The 19,894-nt window shown below is 72.2% G+C and carries 17 protein-coding genes; 9 read left to right on the top strand and 8 right to left on the bottom strand.

The window, feature by feature from the left end:
- Positions 1 to 73 precede the first annotated feature (73 nt).
- The 6 genes from GFD30_RS14640 to GFD30_RS14615 all read left to right on the top strand — a co-directional run bounded on the left by GFD30_RS14640 (position 74) and on the right by GFD30_RS14615 (position 5,845).
- Positions 74 to 1,060, top strand: coding sequence for an aldo/keto reductase (locus tag GFD30_RS14640; protein WP_322633254.1), 987 nt, complete (start codon positions 74 to 76; stop codon positions 1,058 to 1,060).
- On the top strand, positions 1,057 to 1,908 hold the full coding sequence (locus tag GFD30_RS14635; protein WP_153025944.1) for an amidohydrolase family protein: 852 nt from the start codon (positions 1,057 to 1,059) through the stop codon (positions 1,906 to 1,908). Before GFD30_RS14640 ends, GFD30_RS14635 begins: the two co-directional genes overlap by 4 nt.
- On the top strand, positions 1,905 to 2,735 hold the full coding sequence (locus GFD30_RS14630) for a fumarylacetoacetate hydrolase family protein (protein WP_153025943.1): 831 nt from the start codon (positions 1,905 to 1,907) through the stop codon (positions 2,733 to 2,735). The genes GFD30_RS14635 and GFD30_RS14630 overlap by 4 nt, the downstream gene beginning before the upstream one ends.
- Positions 2,736 to 2,790: 55 nt before the next feature.
- Positions 2,791 to 4,086: an enolase C-terminal domain-like protein gene (locus GFD30_RS14625; RefSeq protein ID WP_322633253.1), complete on the top strand. Its 1,296-nt coding sequence runs from the start codon at positions 2,791 to 2,793 to the stop codon at positions 4,084 to 4,086.
- Positions 4,083 to 4,820, top strand: coding sequence for an SDR family NAD(P)-dependent oxidoreductase (locus GFD30_RS14620; protein ID WP_153025942.1), 738 nt, complete (start codon positions 4,083 to 4,085; stop codon positions 4,818 to 4,820). Before GFD30_RS14625 ends, GFD30_RS14620 begins: the two co-directional genes overlap by 4 nt.
- A gap of 302 nt (positions 4,821 to 5,122) precedes the next feature.
- On the top strand, positions 5,123 to 5,845 hold the full coding sequence (locus tag GFD30_RS14615; protein WP_153025941.1) for a maleylpyruvate isomerase family mycothiol-dependent enzyme: 723 nt from the start codon (positions 5,123 to 5,125) through the stop codon (positions 5,843 to 5,845).
- 1 nt (position 5,846) lies between these two features.
- On the opposite strand, the gene GFD30_RS14610 is transcribed toward GFD30_RS14615, so the two are convergent.
- Positions 5,847 to 6,422, bottom strand: coding sequence for a TetR/AcrR family transcriptional regulator (locus GFD30_RS14610; RefSeq protein ID WP_153025940.1), 576 nt, complete (start codon positions 6,420 to 6,422; stop codon positions 5,847 to 5,849).
- Between the two features lie 116 nt (positions 6,423 to 6,538).
- Between GFD30_RS14610 and GFD30_RS14605 the strand changes: the two genes are divergently transcribed.
- Positions 6,539 to 7,456, top strand: coding sequence for an oxidoreductase (locus GFD30_RS14605; RefSeq protein WP_153025939.1), 918 nt, complete (start codon positions 6,539 to 6,541; stop codon positions 7,454 to 7,456).
- A gap of 569 nt (positions 7,457 to 8,025) precedes the next feature.
- Positions 8,026 to 9,138, top strand: coding sequence for a phosphatase PAP2 family protein (locus GFD30_RS14600; RefSeq protein WP_153025938.1), 1,113 nt, complete (start codon positions 8,026 to 8,028; stop codon positions 9,136 to 9,138).
- On the opposite strand, the gene purM is transcribed toward GFD30_RS14600, so the two are convergent.
- From purM to GFD30_RS14585, 3 genes are all read right to left on the bottom strand, one after another.
- Positions 9,104 to 10,195 (bottom strand): phosphoribosylformylglycinamidine cyclo-ligase, encoded by a 1,092-nt coding sequence (gene purM, locus GFD30_RS14595; RefSeq protein ID WP_322633252.1) that lies wholly within the window; start codon positions 10,193 to 10,195, stop codon positions 9,104 to 9,106. The genes GFD30_RS14600 and purM overlap by 35 nt on opposite strands.
- Positions 10,192 to 11,724, bottom strand: a complete 1,533-nt coding sequence (gene purF / locus GFD30_RS14590; RefSeq protein WP_322633251.1) for an amidophosphoribosyltransferase — start codon at positions 11,722 to 11,724, stop codon at positions 10,192 to 10,194. Before purF ends, purM begins: the two co-directional genes overlap by 4 nt.
- A gap of 443 nt (positions 11,725 to 12,167) precedes the next feature.
- Positions 12,168 to 14,189, bottom strand: a complete 2,022-nt coding sequence (locus GFD30_RS14585) for a carboxypeptidase regulatory-like domain-containing protein (RefSeq protein ID WP_153025937.1) — start codon at positions 14,187 to 14,189, stop codon at positions 12,168 to 12,170.
- A 234-nt stretch (positions 14,190 to 14,423) separates the two neighbouring features.
- On the opposite strand from GFD30_RS14585, the gene GFD30_RS14580 reads away from it, so the two are divergent.
- Complete coding sequence (locus GFD30_RS14580; RefSeq protein ID WP_322633250.1) at positions 14,424 to 14,789, top strand: sterol carrier family protein; 366 nt, start codon at positions 14,424 to 14,426, stop codon at positions 14,787 to 14,789.
- A gap of 319 nt (positions 14,790 to 15,108) precedes the next feature.
- On the opposite strand, the gene purL is transcribed toward GFD30_RS14580, so the two are convergent.
- The 4 genes from purL to purB form a co-directional block, all read right to left on the bottom strand.
- Positions 15,109 to 17,385: a phosphoribosylformylglycinamidine synthase subunit PurL gene (purL, locus tag GFD30_RS14575; protein ID WP_153025936.1), complete on the bottom strand. Its 2,277-nt coding sequence runs from the start codon at positions 17,383 to 17,385 to the stop codon at positions 15,109 to 15,111.
- The gene (gene purQ, locus GFD30_RS14570) at positions 17,382 to 18,065 is read right to left on the bottom strand and encodes a phosphoribosylformylglycinamidine synthase subunit PurQ (protein WP_153025935.1); all 684 of its coding nucleotides are present in this window, start codon (positions 18,063 to 18,065) and stop codon (positions 17,382 to 17,384) included. The genes purL and purQ overlap by 4 nt, the downstream gene beginning before the upstream one ends.
- Positions 18,062 to 18,322: a phosphoribosylformylglycinamidine synthase subunit PurS gene (gene purS, locus GFD30_RS14565; protein WP_322633249.1), complete on the bottom strand. Its 261-nt coding sequence runs from the start codon at positions 18,320 to 18,322 to the stop codon at positions 18,062 to 18,064. Before purS ends, purQ begins: the two co-directional genes overlap by 4 nt.
- 104 nt (positions 18,323 to 18,426) lie before the next feature.
- A complete protein-coding gene (purB, locus tag GFD30_RS14560) occupies positions 18,427 to 19,845 on the bottom strand; it encodes an adenylosuccinate lyase (RefSeq protein WP_322633248.1) in 1,419 nt (472 codons plus the stop codon).
- Between the last annotated feature and the right edge of the window lie 49 nt (positions 19,846 to 19,894).

Here is a 19,894-nt window from a genome sequence, read left to right as displayed (position 1 = left end):
AGTGTCGCGGGGGCCGGTCCGTATGCGGACCAACCTCCGGAAACGCCCCCATAACTCCCGCATAGGAGACCCCGTGAGCGCTCACCAGTCCGCGCTGCCGGTTCGGCGGCTGGGTTCCACCGACGTCACCGTCTCCGCCGTCGGCCTCGGGTGCGCGCCCCTGGGCGGGCTCTTCACGCCGGTTGATCCGGCCGTCGCGACCGCGACCGTCGACGCCGCGTGGGCCGGCGGGATCCGGCACTTCGACACCGCGCCGCACTACGGCGCCGGGCTCTCCGAACTCAGGCTCGGCAACGCGCTCGCCCCGAGGGATCGCGGCGAGTACACGCTCTCCACGAAGCTCGGCCGGGTCCTGGTCGACCACGAGGGCGCCTGGGACCTGTGGGCCGAACCGAACGGCAAGCGCGCCGAGTTCGACTTCTCCTACCGGGCCGCCTACGACTCCTACCTCGGCAGCCTCGAACGGCTCGGCGTCGAGTGCGCCGACATCGGCCTCATCCACGACGCCGACGACCACCGCGACGCCGCCCTCGAAGGCACCTACCGGGCCCTCGCCGAACTCAAGGCGGGCGGGAGGATCGGCGCGATCGGGATCGGCATGAACTCCACCGGCGCCGCGGCCGATCTCATCGAGCGGGCCGCGTTCGACACCGCCCTCATCGCCGGCCGCTACACGCTCCTCGACCAGTCCGCGCTCGACCGGCTCTACCCCCTGTGCCTCGACCGGGGCGTCTCCGTGATCGCCGCGGGCGTCTTCAACTCCGGGATCCTCGCCGACCCGAAGCCCGGCGCGACCTTCAACTACGCGCAGGCCGATCCGCGCCTGGTGGCCAAGGCCCAGGCGATCGCCGCCGTCTGCGAGCGGCACGGCACGCCCCTGCGCGCCGCCGCCCTCCAGTTCACCGCCGCCCACCCCGCCGTCGCGTCGATCCTCGTCGGCGCGCGCACCCCCGAAGAGGTCGACGACGCCCTCGCCATGTTCGCCCATCCCGTACCCGGCGCGCTGTGGCACGACCTCAAGCGAGCCGGGCTCCTGGCCGAGGAGGCACCCGTACCATGACGGCTCCGCTCGTCATCGACGCGCACCACCACATCTGGACCGCCGACTACCCGTGGCTCGCGAGCCGGCCCGAGTTCGCGCCGATCCGCCGCGACTACGGCGTCGCAGACCTGCGCGCCAACCTGAAGGCCGCCGGGGTCGACCGGACGGTCCTCGTCGAGGCCGACTGGGGCCACCCCTCCGAGACCGTCGAGTTCCTGCACCTCGCGGGCGCGGTCGAGGAGATCGCGGGCGTGGTGGGCTTCGCCGACCTGCTCGCCCCCGACCTCGCGCCCACTCTGGCCCGGTACGCGAGCCACCCACGCGCCCGCTTCCTCGTGGGCGTCCGCGACCAGGTCCAGGGCCGCCCCGAGTCCGGGTTCCTCGCCCGGCCCGACGTGATCGCGGCGCTCAAGACCGTCGCCCGGCACGTGCCGACGTTCGACCTGGTGGTCCGGGTCGACCAGCTCGCGGCAGCCGCCGAGGCCGCCGCCGCGGTCCCCGAGCTCACCTTCGTCCTCGACCACCTCGGCAAGCCGCAGGTGCGCGACGGCGACGACGGGCTGCGCGCCTGGCGCGCGGCGGTCGCGCCGCTCGCCAAGCGGCCCAACGCGGTCGCGAAGCTCTCCGGGCTCGTCACCGAAGCCGACTGGGAGACCTGGAAGCCCGCCGACCTGCGACCGTTCGTGCAGACCGCGCTCGAACTGTTCGGCCCCGACCGCCTCATGTTCGGCTCCGACTGGCCCGTCTGCGAGCTCGCGGCCACCTACACGCAAGTGAAGGACGCCCTCACCGAGGTCCTCGGGCGGGCCGACCCCGACGTCTTCGGCGGCACCGCCGCCAAGGTCTACCAGCTAGGAGAGTCATGAAGTACCTGCGCATCGGCCGGCCCGGCTACGAGACCCCCGTGGCGCTCCACGAGGGCAAGTACTACGACCTCTCCGGCCCCATCGGCGACATCGACGGCGAGTTCCTCGCCCGCGGCGGCATCCGGACCACGGCCGGCTTCCCCGAGATCGACATCGCGGCGCAGCGCATCGCGCCGCCGATCGCGAAACCGAGCGCGATCGTCTGCATCGGCATGAACTACGCCGCGCACTGCGCCGAGTCCGGCGCCGAGCCGCCCGCCGAACCGGTGGTGTTCTACAAGCACCCCAACACGATCGTCGGCCCGCACGACCAGGTGCAGATTCCCCGCACCTCGGTCCGGACCGACTGGGAGGTGGAGCTCGGCGTCGTCATCGGCAAGCCCGCGTCCTACCTGGAGTCCGAGGAGGCGGCCCTCGACGTGATCGCCGGGTTCGTCGTCGCCAACGACCTCTCCGAGCGCGACTTCCAGATCGAGCGCTCCGGCGGCCAGTTCTCCAAGGGCAAGGCGTGCCCGACGTTCACGCCGCTCGGCCCGTGGCTGGTCACGCCCGACGAGATCGCCGACGTCCAGAACCTGCGCCTGTGGTCCAAGGTCAACGGCGAGATCCGCCAGGACTCGAACTCGAAGGACATGATCTTCACGGTCGCGCGCATCATCCACCACATGTCGCAGTTCATGGCGTTCGACGCCGGGGACCTGCTCCTGACGGGCACCCCCGAGGGCGTCGCCCTCTCCGGCCGCTTCCCGTACCTGAAGGCCGGCGACGTCGTCGAGGTCGGCGCCGACGGGCTCGGCTCCACGAAGAACCCGGCGGTGCAGGCGTGACCCGCCCGGCGCCGGCGGCCCGACCCGTCCGGGCCCTCCCGCACCGGAGCCCGCGGTGACCATCACGACCGTGGACGTCGTCGACGTCCGCTTCCCCACCTCGCGCAGCCTCGACGGCTCGGACGCGATGAACCCCGACCCCGACTACTCCGCCGCGTACGTGGTCCTCCACGCCGACGACGGCCACGAGGGCCACGGGTTCACCTTCACCATCGGGCGCGGCAACGACCTCTGCTGCGCCGCCATCGCGACCCTCGGCGACGCCGTCGTCGGCACCGACGTGCACGGCCCCGCCGACCTCGGCGACCTGTACAAGCGGCTCACCCACGACTCGCAGATCCGCTGGCTCGGCCCCGAGAAGGGCGTCATGCACCTGGCCGCCGCGGCCCTGGTGAACGCCGCCTGGGACCTCGCCGCCCGCCGCGCCGGCCTCCCGCTGTGGAAGTACCTGTCCTCGCTCACGCCCGAGGAGGTCGTCGCGTGCATCGACTGGCGCTACCTCTCCGACGCGCTCACTCCTGAAGCGGCCCTGGACCTCCTGCGCGCCGCCGAGGACGGGAAGGCCGAGCGGGTCGCCGAGGTCGAGCGCGACGGCTACCCCGCGTACACCACCTCCCCGGGCTGGCTCGGCTACTCGGACGAGAAGGTCGTGCGCCTCGCCCGCGAAGCCGTCGCCCAGGGCTACCAGCAGATCAAGCTCAAGGTCGGCGCCGACCTGGAGGACGACCGGCGCCGCTTCGCCGCGGCCCGCGCCGCCGTCGGGCCGGACGTCCGCATCGCGATCGACGCGAACCAGCGCTGGGACGTCGACCAGGCCGTCGAGTGGACCAAGGCCCTCGCCGAGTTCGACCCGTGGTGGGTCGAGGAGCCGACCAGCCCGGACGACGTCCTCGGCCACGCCGCGATCCGCAGGCGGCTCGCGCCGCACGTCAAGGTCGCCACCGGCGAGCACGTGCACAACCGGATCATGTTCAAGCAGCTCCTGCAGGCCGGCGCGATCGACTTCCTGCAGATGGACGCCGCCCGCGTCGCCGGGGTCAACGAGAACCTCGCGATCCTGCTGCTGGCGGCGAAGTTCGGCGTCCCGGTCTGCCCGCACGCGGGCGGCGTCGGCCTGTGCGAACTGGTCTGCCACCTGTCCATGTTCGACTACACCTCGGTGAGCGCCTCCCTCGACGACCGGGTCATCGAGTACGTCGACCACCTGCACGAGCACTTCGCCGCGCCGACGGTGATCGCGAACGGCCGCTACCGGGCGCCGACCGCCCCCGGATTCTCGGCCGAGATGAAGCGGGAGAGCCTCCAGCGCTTCGCCTACCCGAACGGTCCTGAATGGAGGGCAGACGCATGAGCGGTTTCGAGGGCCTCACGGCGGTGGTCTCCGGCGGCGCCTCCGGCATCGGCGCGGCCGCGGCCGCGGCGTTCGCCGAGCGCGGCGCGAACGTCGCCGTCCTCGACCTGAACCCGAGCCCCGACCACTGGTCGCACACCTGCGACGTCGCGGACGACCACCAGGTGCGCCAGGCCGTCGCCGCCGTCGCGGCGCACTTCGGCCGGATCGACGTGCTGGTCAACAACGCCGGGATCGGCGCGGTCGGCTCGGTCGAGGACAACTCCGACAAGCAGTGGTTCCGGGTCCTCGACGTGAACCTCCTCGGCATGGTCCGCCTCGCCCGCGCGTGCCTGCCGCACCTGCGCGAGTCCGAGCACGCCGCGATCGTCAACACCTCCTCGATCGCCGCCTCGGCCGGCCTGGTCAAGCGCGCCCTCTACTCGGCGTCGAAGGGCGCGGTCCACTCGCTCACCCTCGCCATGGCCGCCGACCATGTGGCCGAAGGGATCCGCGTCAACTGCGTCGCGCCCGGGACGGCGGACACGCCGTGGGTGGCGCGCCTGCTCGACCAGGCCGACGACCCGGCCGCCGAGCGCGCCCGCCTCGAGGCCCGGCAGCCGACCGGCCGCCTCGTCACCGCCGAGGAGGTCGCCGCCGCGATCGTCTACCTCGCCGACCCGGCCAACAAGGCCGTCACCGGCACCAGCCTCGCCGTCGACGGCGGCATGCAGGGCCTGCGCCTGGTGCGCTGAACCGGCGGGGCGCCGGTCGACCGGCGCCCCGTCGCAGCGGAGCCGCACCCCCGAACGGCCCGGCCGCGCACGCCGCCGGACCGCGCCACCGGACCGCGCCACCGCTCCGAGAACCGACACGGGGTGTCGCATGGGGACCTCCGGGATCCGAAATGGAATGGACACGGGTAGGACGCCGCCGGCGCGTCCGCGGTTCCGTCCGGCGCCCCGGCGTCGGAGCGGAACACGCTCGGGCACCTCGTCGGCGGCCGGGCCGGCGCTCCCGTTCCGGGGCGCTCACGGTGCGCCGATAGGCTGAGGACATGGACGGTGCCTCATATCTGCGGAGTTTCCGGCGGGAGATGGACGCGTTCCGGGAGTGCGTCGCCTCGGGCGACCTCGGTGCGCCGATCGCGTACCGGGAGGAGTTCTCGGAGCCGATCGACCTCGCCGGGCTGGCGCGCGCGGTGGGGCACTCGAACCTGTTCACGGCCGCGTGCGTGGCCGAGTGGTCCGGCGGCGACACGCCCCCGGACGGCGCGCCGCCACTGGCGCCGCAGGACCGGGCGGAGCTCCTGCGCTGGCTCGAGGGCACCGCCGAGCTCCTGGTGATGTCGCTCGACGTCGACCCGGCCACGCCCGCGTGGGGGCATTACACGCCGCCGAACGCCGGATACTGGCAGCGGTCGATCGCGGTCGAGACGATGCTGCACCGCTGGGACGCGCAGCAGGCCGTCGGCGACCCGGCCCCGCTCGACCCGGAGCTGGCCGGCGCGGGCGTCTCGGAGGTCGTGGACGTCCTGGCGCCCAAGATGGTCGGGGTCGGGAAGGCGTGGCCGCCGGACGCGTGCGTGAAGTTCAACGCCTCCGACTCCGGCGACTGGTGGATCTACGGCCCGGGCGACCCGGTGGCCGACGTCCACGGCACCGCCGGGTCGCTCCTGCTCATGCTGTGGGGCCGCCTGTCCAAGGACGACCCGTCGCTCGCGTGGGAGGGCGACCGCGCGTCGGCGCTGTCGGTCCTCAAGGGGCCCTTGACGTACTGACCTAGCCGGTGCGGCGGGCCGCGTCCGCGCGGCAGCCGTCCAGCATCAGGGTGAACCAGCGCTCGCGCACGGGGGCGGGCTGGTCGATCGGCGCGGTGGCGAAGAACAGGAAGCAGTCGTCGAGGGTCATGTCCGGGCGCAGGTCGCCGCGGTCGATCCCGGCCGCGACGATGCGTTCCAGGGCCTGGAGGCCGCGGCCGCGGAGGAGGTCCTCCTCCCAGTCGGCGCCGAGCGCGCGGGCGGCGGCCTTCACCGCCATGTTGCCAGCGGCCAGCTCCAGCACGAACCGGAAGAACCCGGCGAACTCGTCGATGGCCGGGGCGCCCGCCTCGATGCGGTCCGCGGCGGCCTCGGCGGCGGCGACCATCGACTCGAAGTGGGCGTGGAGCACCGCGGTGACGAGGTCGTCCTTGGTCGGGAAGTGCCGGTAGAGGGTGCCGACCGCGACGCCGGCGTCCTCGGCGATGGCCTCCATCGGCACCTCGGGCCCGCGGGCGATGATCTGCCGGTTCGCGGCCTCCAGGATCTTGGCGCGGTTCCGGGCGGCGTCGGCGCGCAGCGGCCGTCCGTCGGGCATCCGGTCTCCTCTCGTCCGCGAAGCATCATATGCGGTGCTTCACATTTGCCATAACCTGAATCTAGGTTCATTATATAGTGAAGGCAGGTTCATCTTAGTCGACCGAAGGAGCGGACATGAGCCGTAAATGGAGCAGCGCCGACATCCCCGACCAGTCCGGACGGGTCTTCCTCGTCACGGGTGCGGGTTCGGGCCTCGGCCTCGAGACCGCCAGGGCGGTCGCGCGCCGCGGGGCGCGGGTCGTCATGGCGGTGCGCAACACCGCGGCCGGCGAGGCCGCGGCGGCGCAGATCGCCGACGAGGTGCCGGGCGCCGACCTGGAGGTCCGCAAGCTCGACCTCGTCGACCTCGACTCGGTGCGCGCCTTCGCCGAGTCCTTCGACTCCGGCCTCGACGTCCTGGTCAACAACGCCGGGATCATGACGCCGCCGCGCTCGCTCAGCCCGCAGGGCCACGAGTCGCAGTTCGCCACCAACCACCTCGGGCACTTCGCCCTCACCGGCCTCCTGCTCGACCGGTTCCAGGGCCCGGACCCGCGCGTGGTCACCGTCTCGTCCCTCGCGCACCGGCACGGGCGGATCCACTTCGACGACCTCACCGGCGAGCGCGGGTACGCGCCCATCAAGTACTACGGGCAGTCGAAGTTCGCGAACATGCTCTTCGGGCTGGAGCTCGAGCGCCGCTTCCGCGCCGCCGGCAGCCCCGCGAAGAGCCTCGTCGCCCACCCGGGCTTCTCCGCCACCGGTCTGCTGCGCGCCTCGAACACGCTGATCCGGACCGTCGGCACGATGGTCATGCCGCTCGTCACCCAGTCGGCGGCCGACGGCGCCCTCCCGCAGCTCTACGCCGCCACCGCCCCCGAAGCCGAAGGCGGCCAGTACATCGGCCCCGACGGCAAGCGCGAACGCAAGGGCGCCCCGGTCGTCGTCCAGCCGGTACCGGCGTCCACGGACCCCGCCCTGGCGCGACGCCTGTGGGACGTCTCCGAGACACTGACCGGGGTCCGCTTCCCGCTCCCCGCGGCGGCCTCCTAGGCCGCGGTCCGCCTCGACCCCGTCGACGCGGGCCTCCGGCGCCGTGGTCGTCGAGCATGTCGACGAGCACCGCGGCCAGGCCGTCGAACACGGCGATCGTCTCAGGGGGACCGTCCAGTTCGACCGCCTCGCCGCGGTCATGCGCGAACGACCCGGAGTCACCTGTGGACCCTCTGCCGGCGCTTGAGCAGGCCGTGGGGAACGCCGTCCCGCCGAGGGCGCCGCCCGCCGCAAGGAAGCGGCACCGTTCGAGTTGCAGCTCTTCGCATCCGCGAGTGACACCGGCCACGTCGGCCGTCTACCGCCCCTCGGGATGCGAGGCGGGGCCAGGAATCAGGGGAGCCGGACTCGCGTCGCCGCGGCCGCGAGGGCGCCCCTCGAGCCGTCCGATACAGTGCGTCATGAGCCCGGCTTGCAAAGGATTGCAACGTGACCGGCATCGCTGCCCGCCGTTGCAGCTCACCCTCGTTGCGTCGCAAACCACACCATATATACCGACCTGATAACAAATTCGGTCCAGTTCGGGTGTGGCGGCATCAAAATTAACTTTCACCGGCGAACATCCGTATATGTCTTCTGAATCGAACCGGTCGACGACCGCGCGCAGGAGCGACAGCATCACCGACCGCGGCGTCACCGTCAGCGACGACGCATTCGTGCGGCAGGTGATCACGCCGCTGCGCCGGTACATCCCCGTGGGCTGGTTCGACTGGGAACCCTACGGAAAGCGCCCGAAGAGCTGGTGGCCCGACCTGCTGATGTTCCTCAGCTTCCTCGGCCTCGCGTTCTTCGTCACCTACCCGTCGTGGCTCGTGCGCCTCGACTGGGAGGTGCGCATGTGGGCGGTCGACGCCAACGACACCATATGGCTGCGGGACCTCGCGAAAGCGGGCGCCGAACTCGGACAGGCCCGCACCGTGGCGACGGTCACGCTGCTCATCGCGATCTGGTGCGCGCTCAGGTCCCGGTCGATCCGCCCCCTGCTGATGTACGTGCTCTCGTTCATCACCCTCGCCTCGATCCTCGGCATGAAGCACCTCCTGGGCCGGCCGCTCTCGCAGCACCCCTTCGCGCTGCGCGAGGTCTCCCCCGAAGGACCCCTGCTGTTCACCTACCACCCCGAAGGCGGCGGCGCCATCCCCGACGCGACCGCGTTCCCCTCCGGGCACGCGGTGAACTCGATCCTGCTGTTCGGCCTCATCGTGATGCTCATCGGCGGGGTGCTCCCGAAATGGGCGCGCCTGTCGCTGCTGATCGCCCCGCCGATCATCGTGTTCTGCTCCCAGGTGTTCCTGGGGCACCACTGGCTCTCGGACGAACCGGCCGGATTCCTGCTGGGCCTCATCATCATCCGCTGCGCGAAACGCGTCCCCTGGCACACGATCCCGCTCGGCCCGCTCGAGGTGTTCGACCCGGCGACCAGGCGCACCATCCTCATATCGGTGCTGCTCATCGTCGGCGTCATGCTCACACCAACGCTGCACCTGGTGCCGGCGCTGATCTCCGCGGCGGTGCTGCCGTCCCTCGGCCTGATCTGGCTGTGGCTCAGCATCAAGGCGAAGCAGCACCGCGACGCGGTCGCCGCGGCGGCCGAAGCGGCGCAGGAGCCGGGCCCGACCGCACTCGCGGAGACGGACCCGGAGATCCCTAACCAGCAGTCAGATAGTCACCGGAGAGCTTGACGCCGGCGCCGCCCTCGGCGACCTCGCCGATCGTCCACGCCTCGACGTGGCGGGCGGTGAGCACCGCGAGGGACCGGTCGACCTGGTCGGGCGCGACGACCGCGACCATGCCGACGCCCATGTTGAACGTGCGCTCCATCTCCTCGAGCGAGATGCCGCCGGTCTGCTGGACGACGTCGAACACGGGGTTCGGCGTCCAGGTGCCGCGGTCGACCTCGATCTGGAGGCCCTCGGGGAGCGAGCGGACCAGGTTGCCGGCGAGCCCGCCGCCGGTGATGTGCGCGAAGGCGTGCACATCGCACTCCTTGGCGAGCTCGAGGCAGTCCTTGGCGTAGATGTGGGTGGGGGTCAGCAGCTCCTCGCCGAGGGTGCGCTGGCTGCGCTCGGCGGTGGCGAACTCGGGGACCACGGTGCCGAGGTCGAGCTTGCCGACACCGAACAGGGCCTCGCGCACCAGTGAGAAGCCGTTCGAGTGGAGGCCGGAGGCGCGCATGGCGATCGCGACGTCGCCGGGTTTGACGCGGTCGGGGCCGAGCAGTTGGTCGGCCTCGACGACGCCCACGCCGGTGGCGGAGATGTCGTAGTCGTCGGGCTTCATGACGCCCGGGTGCTCGGCGATCTCGCCGCCGATGAGGGAGCAGCCGGCGTAGCGGCAGCCGTCGGCGATCCCGGCGCCGATGTCGGCGATCTTCTCGGGCACGACCTGCCCGGTGGCGATGTAGTCCAGGAGGAACAGCGGCTCGGCGCCGCACACGACGAGGTCGTCGACGACCATCGCGACCAGGTCGATGCCGACCGTGTCGTGGATGTCGAGCTTCTGCGCGATGACGAGCTTGGTGCCCACGCCGTCGGTGGAGGAGGCCAGCAGCGGCTTCTTGTACTTCTCGGTGTCGAGCGCGAACAGGCCGGCGAAGCCGCCGATCCCGCCGACGACCTCGGGCCGGGTGGTCTTGCGGATCGAGGGCTTCAGCGCCTCGACCGCCCGGTCGCCGGCGTCGATGTCGACGCCGGCGGACTGGTAGGAGATGGTCCTCTGAGAGGTGGTGCCGCTGCTCACGCTGTGGTCCCTTCCCGCACTTGCGTGCTCGCTTCGGTGGATCGAGGTGTCTGGACGGGTGTATGAGACGCGGCGGACGAAGGCTGCGGTTCCATGAGGTGCTTGCCGATGAGATCGGCGGCGGGCAGCTCGATCGGGTAGTTCCCGTCGAAGCAGGCCATGCAGAGCCGGGACGCGGGCTGCTCGGTGGCGCGGACCAGGCCGTCCATCGACACGTAGCCGAGGGAGTCGGCGCCGATCTGGGCGCGGATGCCGTCCACGTCGAGGGAGCCGGCGATGAGCTCGGCGCGGGTCGCGAAGTCGATGCCGTAGAAGCAGGGCCATTCGACCGGCGGCGCGGAGATGCGGATGTGGACCTCGACCGCCCCGGCCTCGCGGAGCATCCGGACGAGGGCGCGCTGGGTGTTGCCGCGGACGATCGTGTCGTCGACGATCACCAGGCGCTTGCCCTTGATCTGGTCCACGAGCGGGTTGAGCTTCAAGCGGATGCCGAGCTGGCGCAGGGACTGCGACGGCTGGATGAAGGTGCGGCCCACGTACTGGTTCTTGGTGAAGCCCTGCCCGTAGGGGATGCCGGACTGCTCGGCGAAGCCGATCGCGGCCGGGATGCCGGACTCGGGCACGCCGATGACGAGGTCGGCCTCGACCGGGTGCTCCTTGGCGAGGGTGCGGCCGATCTCGACGCGGGTGGCGTAGACGTTCCGGCCGGCGAGCTTCGTGTCGGGGCGGGCGAGGTAGACGTACTCGAACAGGCAGCCCTTGGGCTCGGGGTTCGCGAAGCGGGTGGAGCGCAGGCCGTGCTCGTCGATGGTGAGCAGCTCGCCGGGTTCGACCTCGCGCACGAAGTGGGCGCCGATGGTGTCGAGGGCGGCGGTCTCGGAGGCGACGGCCCAGCCGGAGGCGAGGCGGCCGAGGACGAGCGGGTGGACGCCCTGCGGGTCGCGGGCGGCGTAGAGGGTGTTCTCGTCCATGAAGACGAGGCAGAACGCGCCGCGAAGCTGCGGCAGGACGCGCTCGGCGGCCGCGGCGACGGACTCGTCGGGGCGGGCCGCGAGGAGCGCGGTGATCAGGTGCGTGTCGGAGGTGGTGGTGCCCATGTCGATGCCGAGCCGGTCGACCTCTTTCAGGAGGTCGGCCGTGTTCACCAGGTTCCCGTTGTGCGCCAAGGCGATCGCGGTGCCGGTGGAGGTGGACCGGATGGTGGGCTGGGAGTTCTCCCAGGTGGGGGCGCCGGTGGTGGAGTAGCGGGCGTGGCCGATGGCCAGGTGGCCCTGGAGGGGCGCGAGGGTGGACTCGTCGAAGACCTGGGCGACGAGCCCGAGGTCCTTGTAGACGACGGTGCGGGCGCCGTCCGATACGGCGATGCCGGCGGCCTCCTGGCCGCGGTGCTGCAGCGCGTAGAGCCCGAAGTAGGTGAGTTTCGAGACCTCTTCCCCGGGGGCCCAGATGCCGACGACGCCGCAGGCGTCGCGAGGTCCTGGATTGTCGGGATCGAGTTCCGTGGTGAGAAGACCGTCACCTCGGGCCACTGCAACTCCTCAGATGGCTGGAGAATCGCCGCCCGGTTCGTCCGGACCGCTGCTGCCAGTCTATCGGACCTGCGGGAAGCCGCCACCGTCCAACGAGCGCGGGTGTGTGCCGTACCCCTCCCCGACCGGGTGAGACTTCAGGCTTTTCCGCCCAGGGAGGCCGGTTTCACCGGCGCGGGCGAGGCGGTTGCCGGCCGAGGGGGCCGGGGCCGGGGCGGCGGGCGGAGCGTGCGCCGCCCGCAGGGCGGGTGGGTGGGGCAGGAGTTATTGCCATCCCGAACCCCCACCCACCCGGGGAAGAGTAGGTGCGATCCTCCCGCGCGGGTCCGACAGGATCCGGGTCCCGCAGCGGTCGTATCACCCGGAGGCGTGACAGGCAGCGGAACGCCGCCGCGGGCGGGCCCGCGGCGGCGTTCGGTGCCGTTCGTGTCGTCGCCCGGCCGCTACCAGGAGCGCGGGCGGTCGTCCCATTCGCCCCAGCCGCGGCGCTCGGTGCGGCGCGAGTCGGGGTCCTCGGGGTCGGCGTCCGGTTCGGCGCCGTGGGGCGCCGGAGGCCGCGGCTGGCTGCCGTACTGGGGCATCGGGCGGGTGCCGCCCGGCTGCTCGGTCGGGGCGTACGGGTCGCGGCGCATCGACTGGCTCTGGTAGCCCGTCGGCTCCTGCGGCGCACTGGGCGCGCCGGGGGCGCTGTGCGAGCCGTAGCCCTGGCCGGGCTGGCTCGGGCCGCCGAAGCCGGCGGATCCGGGGCCGTACTGCGGTGCGCCCGCCGGCGGCGCGCTCGGGGAGCCGTAGCGCGGCTCCGACGGCGGGCCGGGGGCGATGCCCGGGTTCTGCGGCTCGAACATGCCGCCGGCGGGCGGCGGGGTCGGCGCCGGGTGCGGCCGGGTGGCGCCGGGGTCCCCGTACGGGCTCGGCGAAGGCCGTCCGGCCGGGTCCGAGTAGGCGCCGGCGGGGGTGGCCCCCGGGTGCGGGCGGGTCGCGTTCGGGTCGGAGAACGCGCCGGGCGTCGGCCCCGGGTGGGGCCGGGTCGCGGCCGGGTCGGCCCCGAAGGCGCCGGTCGGCGACGGGTGCGGGCGCGTCGCGTCGGCCCCGAAGGAGCCGTGCGGGGCCGCGGGCGGCTGGTTCGACAGGTTCGCCTGCGGCATGATCTGCGTCGCGTCGGACGCGCCGGGGCCGCCGGGCTGCTTGACGACCGGGAGGATCGTGGTCCCGTCCGGGCCGACCGGGCCCGGTGCGGGCGGGGCGCCGAAGCCGCCCTGCGGCATGACCTGGGTGGAGGCGCTGTCGCCGCCGTACGCCGGACCGAACTGGGTCGGGGCGGCGGAGTCGACGAGGCCGCCGGGGTGGATCATCGTCGGCGCGTCCGAACCGGGCGCGGGCCCGGCCTGGTAGACGCCGGGCGTGCCGACCTGGGCGGCGGTGGGCTGGTGCTCGGGCGGGCCGTCGGGGGCGAAGCTCTCGCCGTCGTCGTCCTTGTCGTCCTTGCCGCCGCGCAGCAGGAACACGATGCCGACGATGCCGCCGACGACGAGCAGCGCGCCGATGATGATGAGGAAGAGCAGGGTGCCGGAGATGCCGCCGTCCTCTTCGGGCTCGGCGCTCGCGGGCTCCTCGGAGCTCGGCGCCGCCTCGGTCGTGGGCGCCGGCGCGGAGGACTCCTCGGTCTCGGTCTGGGCGAGGGTCACGTTCCGGGTGAACTCGCCGGACTCGACGCTGAACTCCTCGACCTTGTCCTCGAAGCCCTCTTTCGAGATGGTCATGGTCATGTCGCCGGGCGCGATCGGGTTGCCGTCGCCGGTGATGGCGAAGCCGCCGTCGTCGCCGGTCTCGGTCTCGTGCTCGTTGCCCTCGCCGTCCTCGAGGACGACGCTCGCGCCGGCGACGGGTTCGCCGTTCGAGGTGACCTTGCCGCTGATCTGGCTGATCGCGTTCTGGGCGTGGCCCATGACGGTGACGTTCGTGGAGGTGTCGCCGCCGTTGTACCGGACCTTGAACTCGCCCATCTCCTGCTGGCCCTCGGGCAGGTCGGAGTCGGGGTAGGGGTTGATCAGGAAGGTGATCGTGCGGGACTGTCCCATGGGGACGTCCTCGCATTTGACGGAGGCGTCGCCGGTGACGGTGCAGCCGCCGCCGTCCTGGATCGTGATGTAGGCGTAGTCGCCGATCCCGCCGAGCTCCGCGGAGACGTCGGCGTCCTTGCCCATCGGGTCCTGGTGCGCCGCGCTCAGCGTCACCGACACGGCCGCGGGGGCGCCGCCGATGTCGATGTACGGGTTCGGGTTGTTGATCGCCGCCGTGAACTGCCCCTGGGCCATCGCGGCCTGCGGGAAGGCGAGGACTCCGAGCAGCAGGACGCCGCCCGCCGCGGCGAGGCCGGCCAGGCGCGCGCGCAGGCCACCCCCTCGCCTGCGCCGGGACCGCGGGACGTTACTCTGGGTCCCGCTCGGTTCGGCCGCTACGGTCATCTACATCCCCTCCTGGGCATGTGCTTTCAGGCCCGGTCCGCGGCGGTCCGCAGCGGGCAGGCACGACGAACCCACGGAAGCGGGCCGTCGTCGCCACTATGCCTGGTCTCATTTCGGTTACGGGACCGGGGTGCGGGCGGTGCCGCGGGCGATCGTTCGGCGGCGGTCATCGCCGTTCGGCAACGTGCCGTAACGGGCAGTCTAACGTGACCGGGAGGTCTCTCCGTGGATGCTGTGGCCGATGCCATCGCGGCGATCGACAACGACGAAGCCCCGGACCGGGAGACCCTCAAGGCCGCGGTCCGGGAGCTGCTGCGCGCATTGGCCGCCAAAGCCCCAGGTCACTCCGTAGAGGTTCGGGTGCCGCCGTACGGCGCGGTGCAGTGCGTCGAAGGCCCTCGCCACCGGCGCGGCACGCCGCCGAACGTCATCGAGTGTCAACCGGTCGTGTTCGTCGAGCTCGCCTCCGGCCGCCTCGCCTTCGCCGACGCCGTCGCCACCGGCCGCGTCTCGGCCTCCGGCCAGCGCGCCGACCTCACCGACGTACTCCCGCTCACCGGCCCCCGCGGCGAACCCCTCGCCGGTGAAGCCGAGGCATAGGAGCCGCTTCAGCTCCCCTTCAGGTGTCCCCGGGTACGTTCGAGACCGGGGGCCCTTTCCCGGCCGGCTTCGACGCTGTCGGCGTGCGCTGCTTCAGCTCCCCTTCAGGTGTCCCCAGGTACGTTCGAGACCGGGGGCCCTCACCCAGTCGGCCTCAGTGCAGTCGGCGTGCGCTGCTTCAGCTCCCCTTCAGGTGCTCCGCGCTGGCGTCGAAACCGGGGGTCCATCCCCGGCCGGTGCCGGACGTTCGGCGTGCGCCGCGACGGCGATCGCCCCGGCGCGGTGCGCCGGGGCGATCGTCTGGTCGTGCGGTGCGCGGCTACTCGCCGAGCCGGGCTCCGATGCGGCCCTTCCAGGCCGCGTCGATCTCGGCGCGGGAGATGTCGAAGTGGTCGCGCAGGTGCAGGCCGTCGGTGTTCGCGTCGGTCACGCCCAGCGGCGTGATCGGCAGGCCGCGGGACTCGCAGGCGCTGCGCACCGCGAGCTCCTGGCCGCGCGGGATGACGACGAGGACCCGGCCCGAGGACTCCGAGAACAGGTACGTGAACGGGTCCGCGCCCTCCGGGAGGAGGATCTGCGCACCCATGCCCGAGTGGCTGATCGCCTCGACCAGCGCCTGCGCGAGCCCGCCCTCGGAGAGGTCGTGCGCCGCGGCGAGCTGCTCGGTCTCGGCGAGCCGCGAGAGCAGGTCGGCGAGTTTCATCTCGTGGTCGAGGTCGACCTTCGGCGGGACGCCGCCGAGGTGGCCGTGCTTGACCGCGGCCCACTCCGAGCCCGAGAGCTCCTCGCCGGTGGTGCCGATGAGCGCGATGGTGTCGCCGGTGCGGCCGAGCCCGAGCGGGATGCGGCGGGCGACGTCCTCGAGCACGCCGAGCACGCCGATGACGGGCGTCGGGTGGATCGCTTCGCGGCCGGTCTGGTTGTAGAACGAGACGTTGCCGCCGGTGACCGGGATGCCGAGCTTCTGGCATCCGTCCGCGATGCCCGTCACGGCCCGCTCGAACTGCCACATCACGTGCGGGTCCTCGGGGGAGCCGAAGTTCAGGCAGTCGGAGACGGCGATCGGGGTGGCGCCGGTGACGGCGACGTTCCGGTACGCCTCGGCCAGCGCGAGCTGCGCCCCGTGGTACGGGTCGAGCCGCGCGAAGCGGCCGTTGCCGTCGAGGGAGATCGCGATGCCGACGCCGGTGCGCTCGTCGAGGCGGACCACGCCGGCGTCGTGCGGGGCGCCGAGGACCGTGTTGCCGAACACCGACGAGTCGTACTGCTCGGTGATCCACGACTTGTCGCACAGGTTCGGGCTGGCGGCCATGTCGAGGACGGTCTGGCGGATCTCCTCGTCGGTGGTCGGGCGCGGCAGGGTCTCGGCGCGGTCGACCGCGATGAGCGCGAGGTCGTTCGGTTCGGCGATGGGCCGGTGGTAGACCGGGCCCTCGTCGGCGAGCGACTTCGGCGGGACGTCGACGACGGTCTGGCCGTGGAAGTCCACGACGAGGCGGCCGGTGTCGGTGACGGTGCCGATCGCGGTGGCGAGCAGGCCCCAGCGGCGGGCGCGGGCGAGGACCTCGTCGGCCTTGGCCGGGTCGACGATGAGGAGCATCCGCTCCTGCGACTCGGACGCGAGGATGTCGTGCGGTTCCATGCCCTTGGCGCGCAGCGGGACCAGTTCGAGGTCGACGTGCATGCCGCCGTCGCCGGCGGCCGCGGTCTCCGAGAGCGCGCAGGTGAGGCCGGCGCCGCCGAGGTCCTGGACGCCGACGACGAGTCCGGCGTCGAACAGCTCGAGGCACACCTCGATGAGGAGCTTCTCGGTGAACGGGTCGCCGACCTGGACGGACGGGCGGGCGTCGTCCTCGCCGGACTCCGAGAACGTCGCGGAGGCGAGAACGGACACGCCGCCGATGCCGTCGCGGCCGGTCTTGGCGCCCAGCAGGATCACGATGTTCCCGGTGCCGCTGGCCTGCATCGACTGGAGGCGCGAGCGGGGCATGACGCCGACGCTGAGCGCGTTGACGAGCGGGTTGCCCTGGTAGCACGGGTCGAAGAAGGTCTCGCCGCCGATGTTCGGCAGGCCCACGCAGTTGCCGTAGTGGCCGATGCCGTCGACGACGCCCGGGAGGACCCGGGCGGTGTCGGGGTGGTCGATGGCGCCGAACCGCAGCGAGTCCATGACGGCGATCGGGCGGGCGCCCATCGCGATGATGTCGCGGATGATGCCGCCGACGCCGGTGGCCGCGCCCTGCTTGGGCTCGACGTACGACGGGTGGTTGTGCGACTCGACCTTGAACGTGACGGCGATGTTGTCATCGATGGCGACGACGCCGGCGTTCTCGCCGATCCCGGCCAGGAGGCGCGGGGTCCGCGGGTTCTTCTCGCCGAATTGCCGCAGGTGCACCCTGCTCGACTTGTACGAGCAGTGCTCCGACCACATGATCGAGTACATGGCGAGCTCGGACTGGGTGGGGCGGCGGCCGAGGATCTCGCGGATCCGCTGGTACTCGTCCTCTTTGAGGCCCAGTTCGGCCCAGGGCTGCTTCTCGTCCGGGGTCGCGTCGGCGACGCCGACGGTGTCCACGGCGACGTTGAGCTGGTTCATCGTCTCGCTCCCTCGCTGAGGTGGGCCAGGACGGAGGCGATCATGCCGAGGCCGTCGGTCGACGGCCCGGTGAGCGCCTCGACGGCGTGCTCGGGGTGGGGCATGAGGCCGACGACGTTCCCGGCCTCGTTCGCGATCCCGGCGATGTCGCGCATCGACCCGTTCGGGTTGTCGAGGTACCGGAAGACGACCCGGCCGTTCTGCTCGAGCGCGTCGAGGGTCGCCTCGTCGGCGACGTACCGGCCCTCGCCGTGCTTGGCGGGCATGACGACCTCGGCGTCCGGCGCGTACGCGTTCGTCCACGCGGTCCGGGTGGTCTCGACGCGCAGGCGCGCGGGGCGGTTGCGGTAGCGCAGGTGCGCGTTGCGCACGAGCGCGCCGGGCAGCAGGTGCGACTCGCACAGGACCTGGAAGCCGTTGCAGACGCCGAGGACGGGCATCCCCTGGGCGGCGGCGGCCTTCACGGTCTCCATCACCTGGCTGAAGCGGGCGATCGCGCCGCAGCGCAGCGCATCGCCGTAGGAGAACCCGCCGGGCAGGTAGACGGCGTCGACCCCGTGGATGTGGGCGTCGTCGTGCCACAGGGCGACCGGTTCGGCGCCGGCCAGGTACGCCGCGCGGGCGGCGTCCCGGTCGTCGAGCGAGCCGGGGAACGTGACGATCCCGATGCGCGCGCTCATGCCGCCTCGACGGCGTCGGGCTGCACCGAGACGGTGAAGCTCTCGATGACGGGGTTGGCCAGGAGCTGGTCGGCGATGACACGCGACTGCTCCTCGACGTTCTGGGCGTTCTCGTCGAACTCGATCTCGACGCGCTTGCCGATCCGCACCGACGCCACATCGGTGACGCCGAGGCGGGGCAGCGCCCCGAGGACGGCCTCGCCCTGGGGGTCGAGGATTTCGGACTTCAGCATCACGTCGACCACTACACGGGCCACGGTCGCACTCCTGTCGGTCACATGGACGGGACAGGACCAGCATATTCACCGGTAGTGACCTGGGCCAGCGCCGCGTTACGGGGACGGTGCCAGGTCACAGCCCGTCAGAGGATCCCGCCGGGCCGGTAGGCGGCCGCTTCGGGGTGCGCTTTCGCCGCTTCCGCCACCCTTTCGGCGACACGGTCCACCTGATCTCCTGCGGCGCCGGTGAATTCACCCGTATTCGCGACGAGCGCGCCGAGGCCGGCCCGGTCGAGGGGGAGGCGCGGGTCGGCGGCGAGGCGGTCGAACAGGTCGTTGCCGCGCTGGCCGTCCTCGCGCATGGCGCGGGCCACGGCGACGGCGTGCTCCTTGATGGCCTCGTGCGCGTCTTCGCGGCCGGCGCCCTGCTTGATGGCCTCCATGAGGACCTTTGTGGACGTCAGGAAGGGGAGGTAGCGGTCGAGTTCGGCACCGATGACGGCCGGGTACGCGCCGAAGTTGTCGAGGATGGTGAGGAATGTCTCATAGAGCCCGTCGACGGCGTAGAAGAGGTCCGGGAGGGCGACGCGCCGGACCACCGAGCACGAGACGTCCCCTTCGTTCCACTGGTCCCCGGCGAGCTCGCCGAGCATCGCCGCGTAGCCGCGGGCCACGACCGCGAGGCCGTTGACGCGCTCGGAGGAGCGGGTGTTCATCTTGTGCGGCATCGCGGACGAGCCGACCTGGCCCGGCATGAACCCTTCGGTGGCGAGCTCGGCGCCGGCCATGAGCCGGATCGTGACGGCGGCGGACGACGGCGCCGCCACGGCCTGCACGAGCGCGGTGCCGACCTCGTAGTCGAGCGAGCGCGGGTAGACCTGGCCGACCGAGTCCATGACCCGCTCGAACCCGAGGTGGCCGGCGATGCGGCGCTCGAGCTCGGCGAGCTTCGCGTTGTCGCCGCCGAACAGGTCGAGCATGTCCTGGGCGGTGCCGACCGGGCCCTTGATGCCGCGCAGCGGGTAGCGGCGCAGCAGGTCCTCGATGCGCTCGTAGGCGGCGAGGAGCTCCTCGGCCCATGTCGCGAAGCGCTTCCCGAGGGTCGTGGCCTGGGCGGGCACGTTGTGGCTGCGCCCGGCCATGACGAGATCGCGGTACTGCTCGGCGCGGGCGGCGAGGCGCACGAGCGCGGCCACGAGCCGGTCCCGGACGAGCTCGAGAGCCTGGCGGACCTGCATCTGCTCGACGTTCTCGGTGAGGTCGCGGCTGGTCATGCCCTTGTGGATGTGCTGGTGGCCGGCGAGGTCGGAGAACTCCTCGATGCGGGCCTTCACGTCGTGCTTCGTGACGCGCTCGCGCACGGCGATGGACTCCAGGTTGACCTGGTCCAGGACCCGCTCGTAGTCAGCGATCACACCGTCGGGCACGGTGACGCCGAGGTCGTGCTGCGCGCGGAGCACGGCCAGCCACAGCCGCCGCTCGGCCTTGATCTTCCCGACGGGGTCCCAGATGTCGCGCATCGGCGCGGAGGCGTAACGCTCGGCGAGCACATTCGCAGTCACGCGCCAATGATGGCATCGAGCGTTCACGCATGCACGACGAGTGCAGCTG

Source organism: Glycomyces albidus (genome assembly GCF_009451885.1).
Lineage (GTDB): Bacteria > Actinomycetota > Actinomycetes > Mycobacteriales > Micromonosporaceae > Glycomyces > Glycomyces albidus.
The sequence above is the reverse complement of the archived record's forward strand: the minus strand, read 5'-3'. Positions and strand labels throughout refer to the sequence as shown.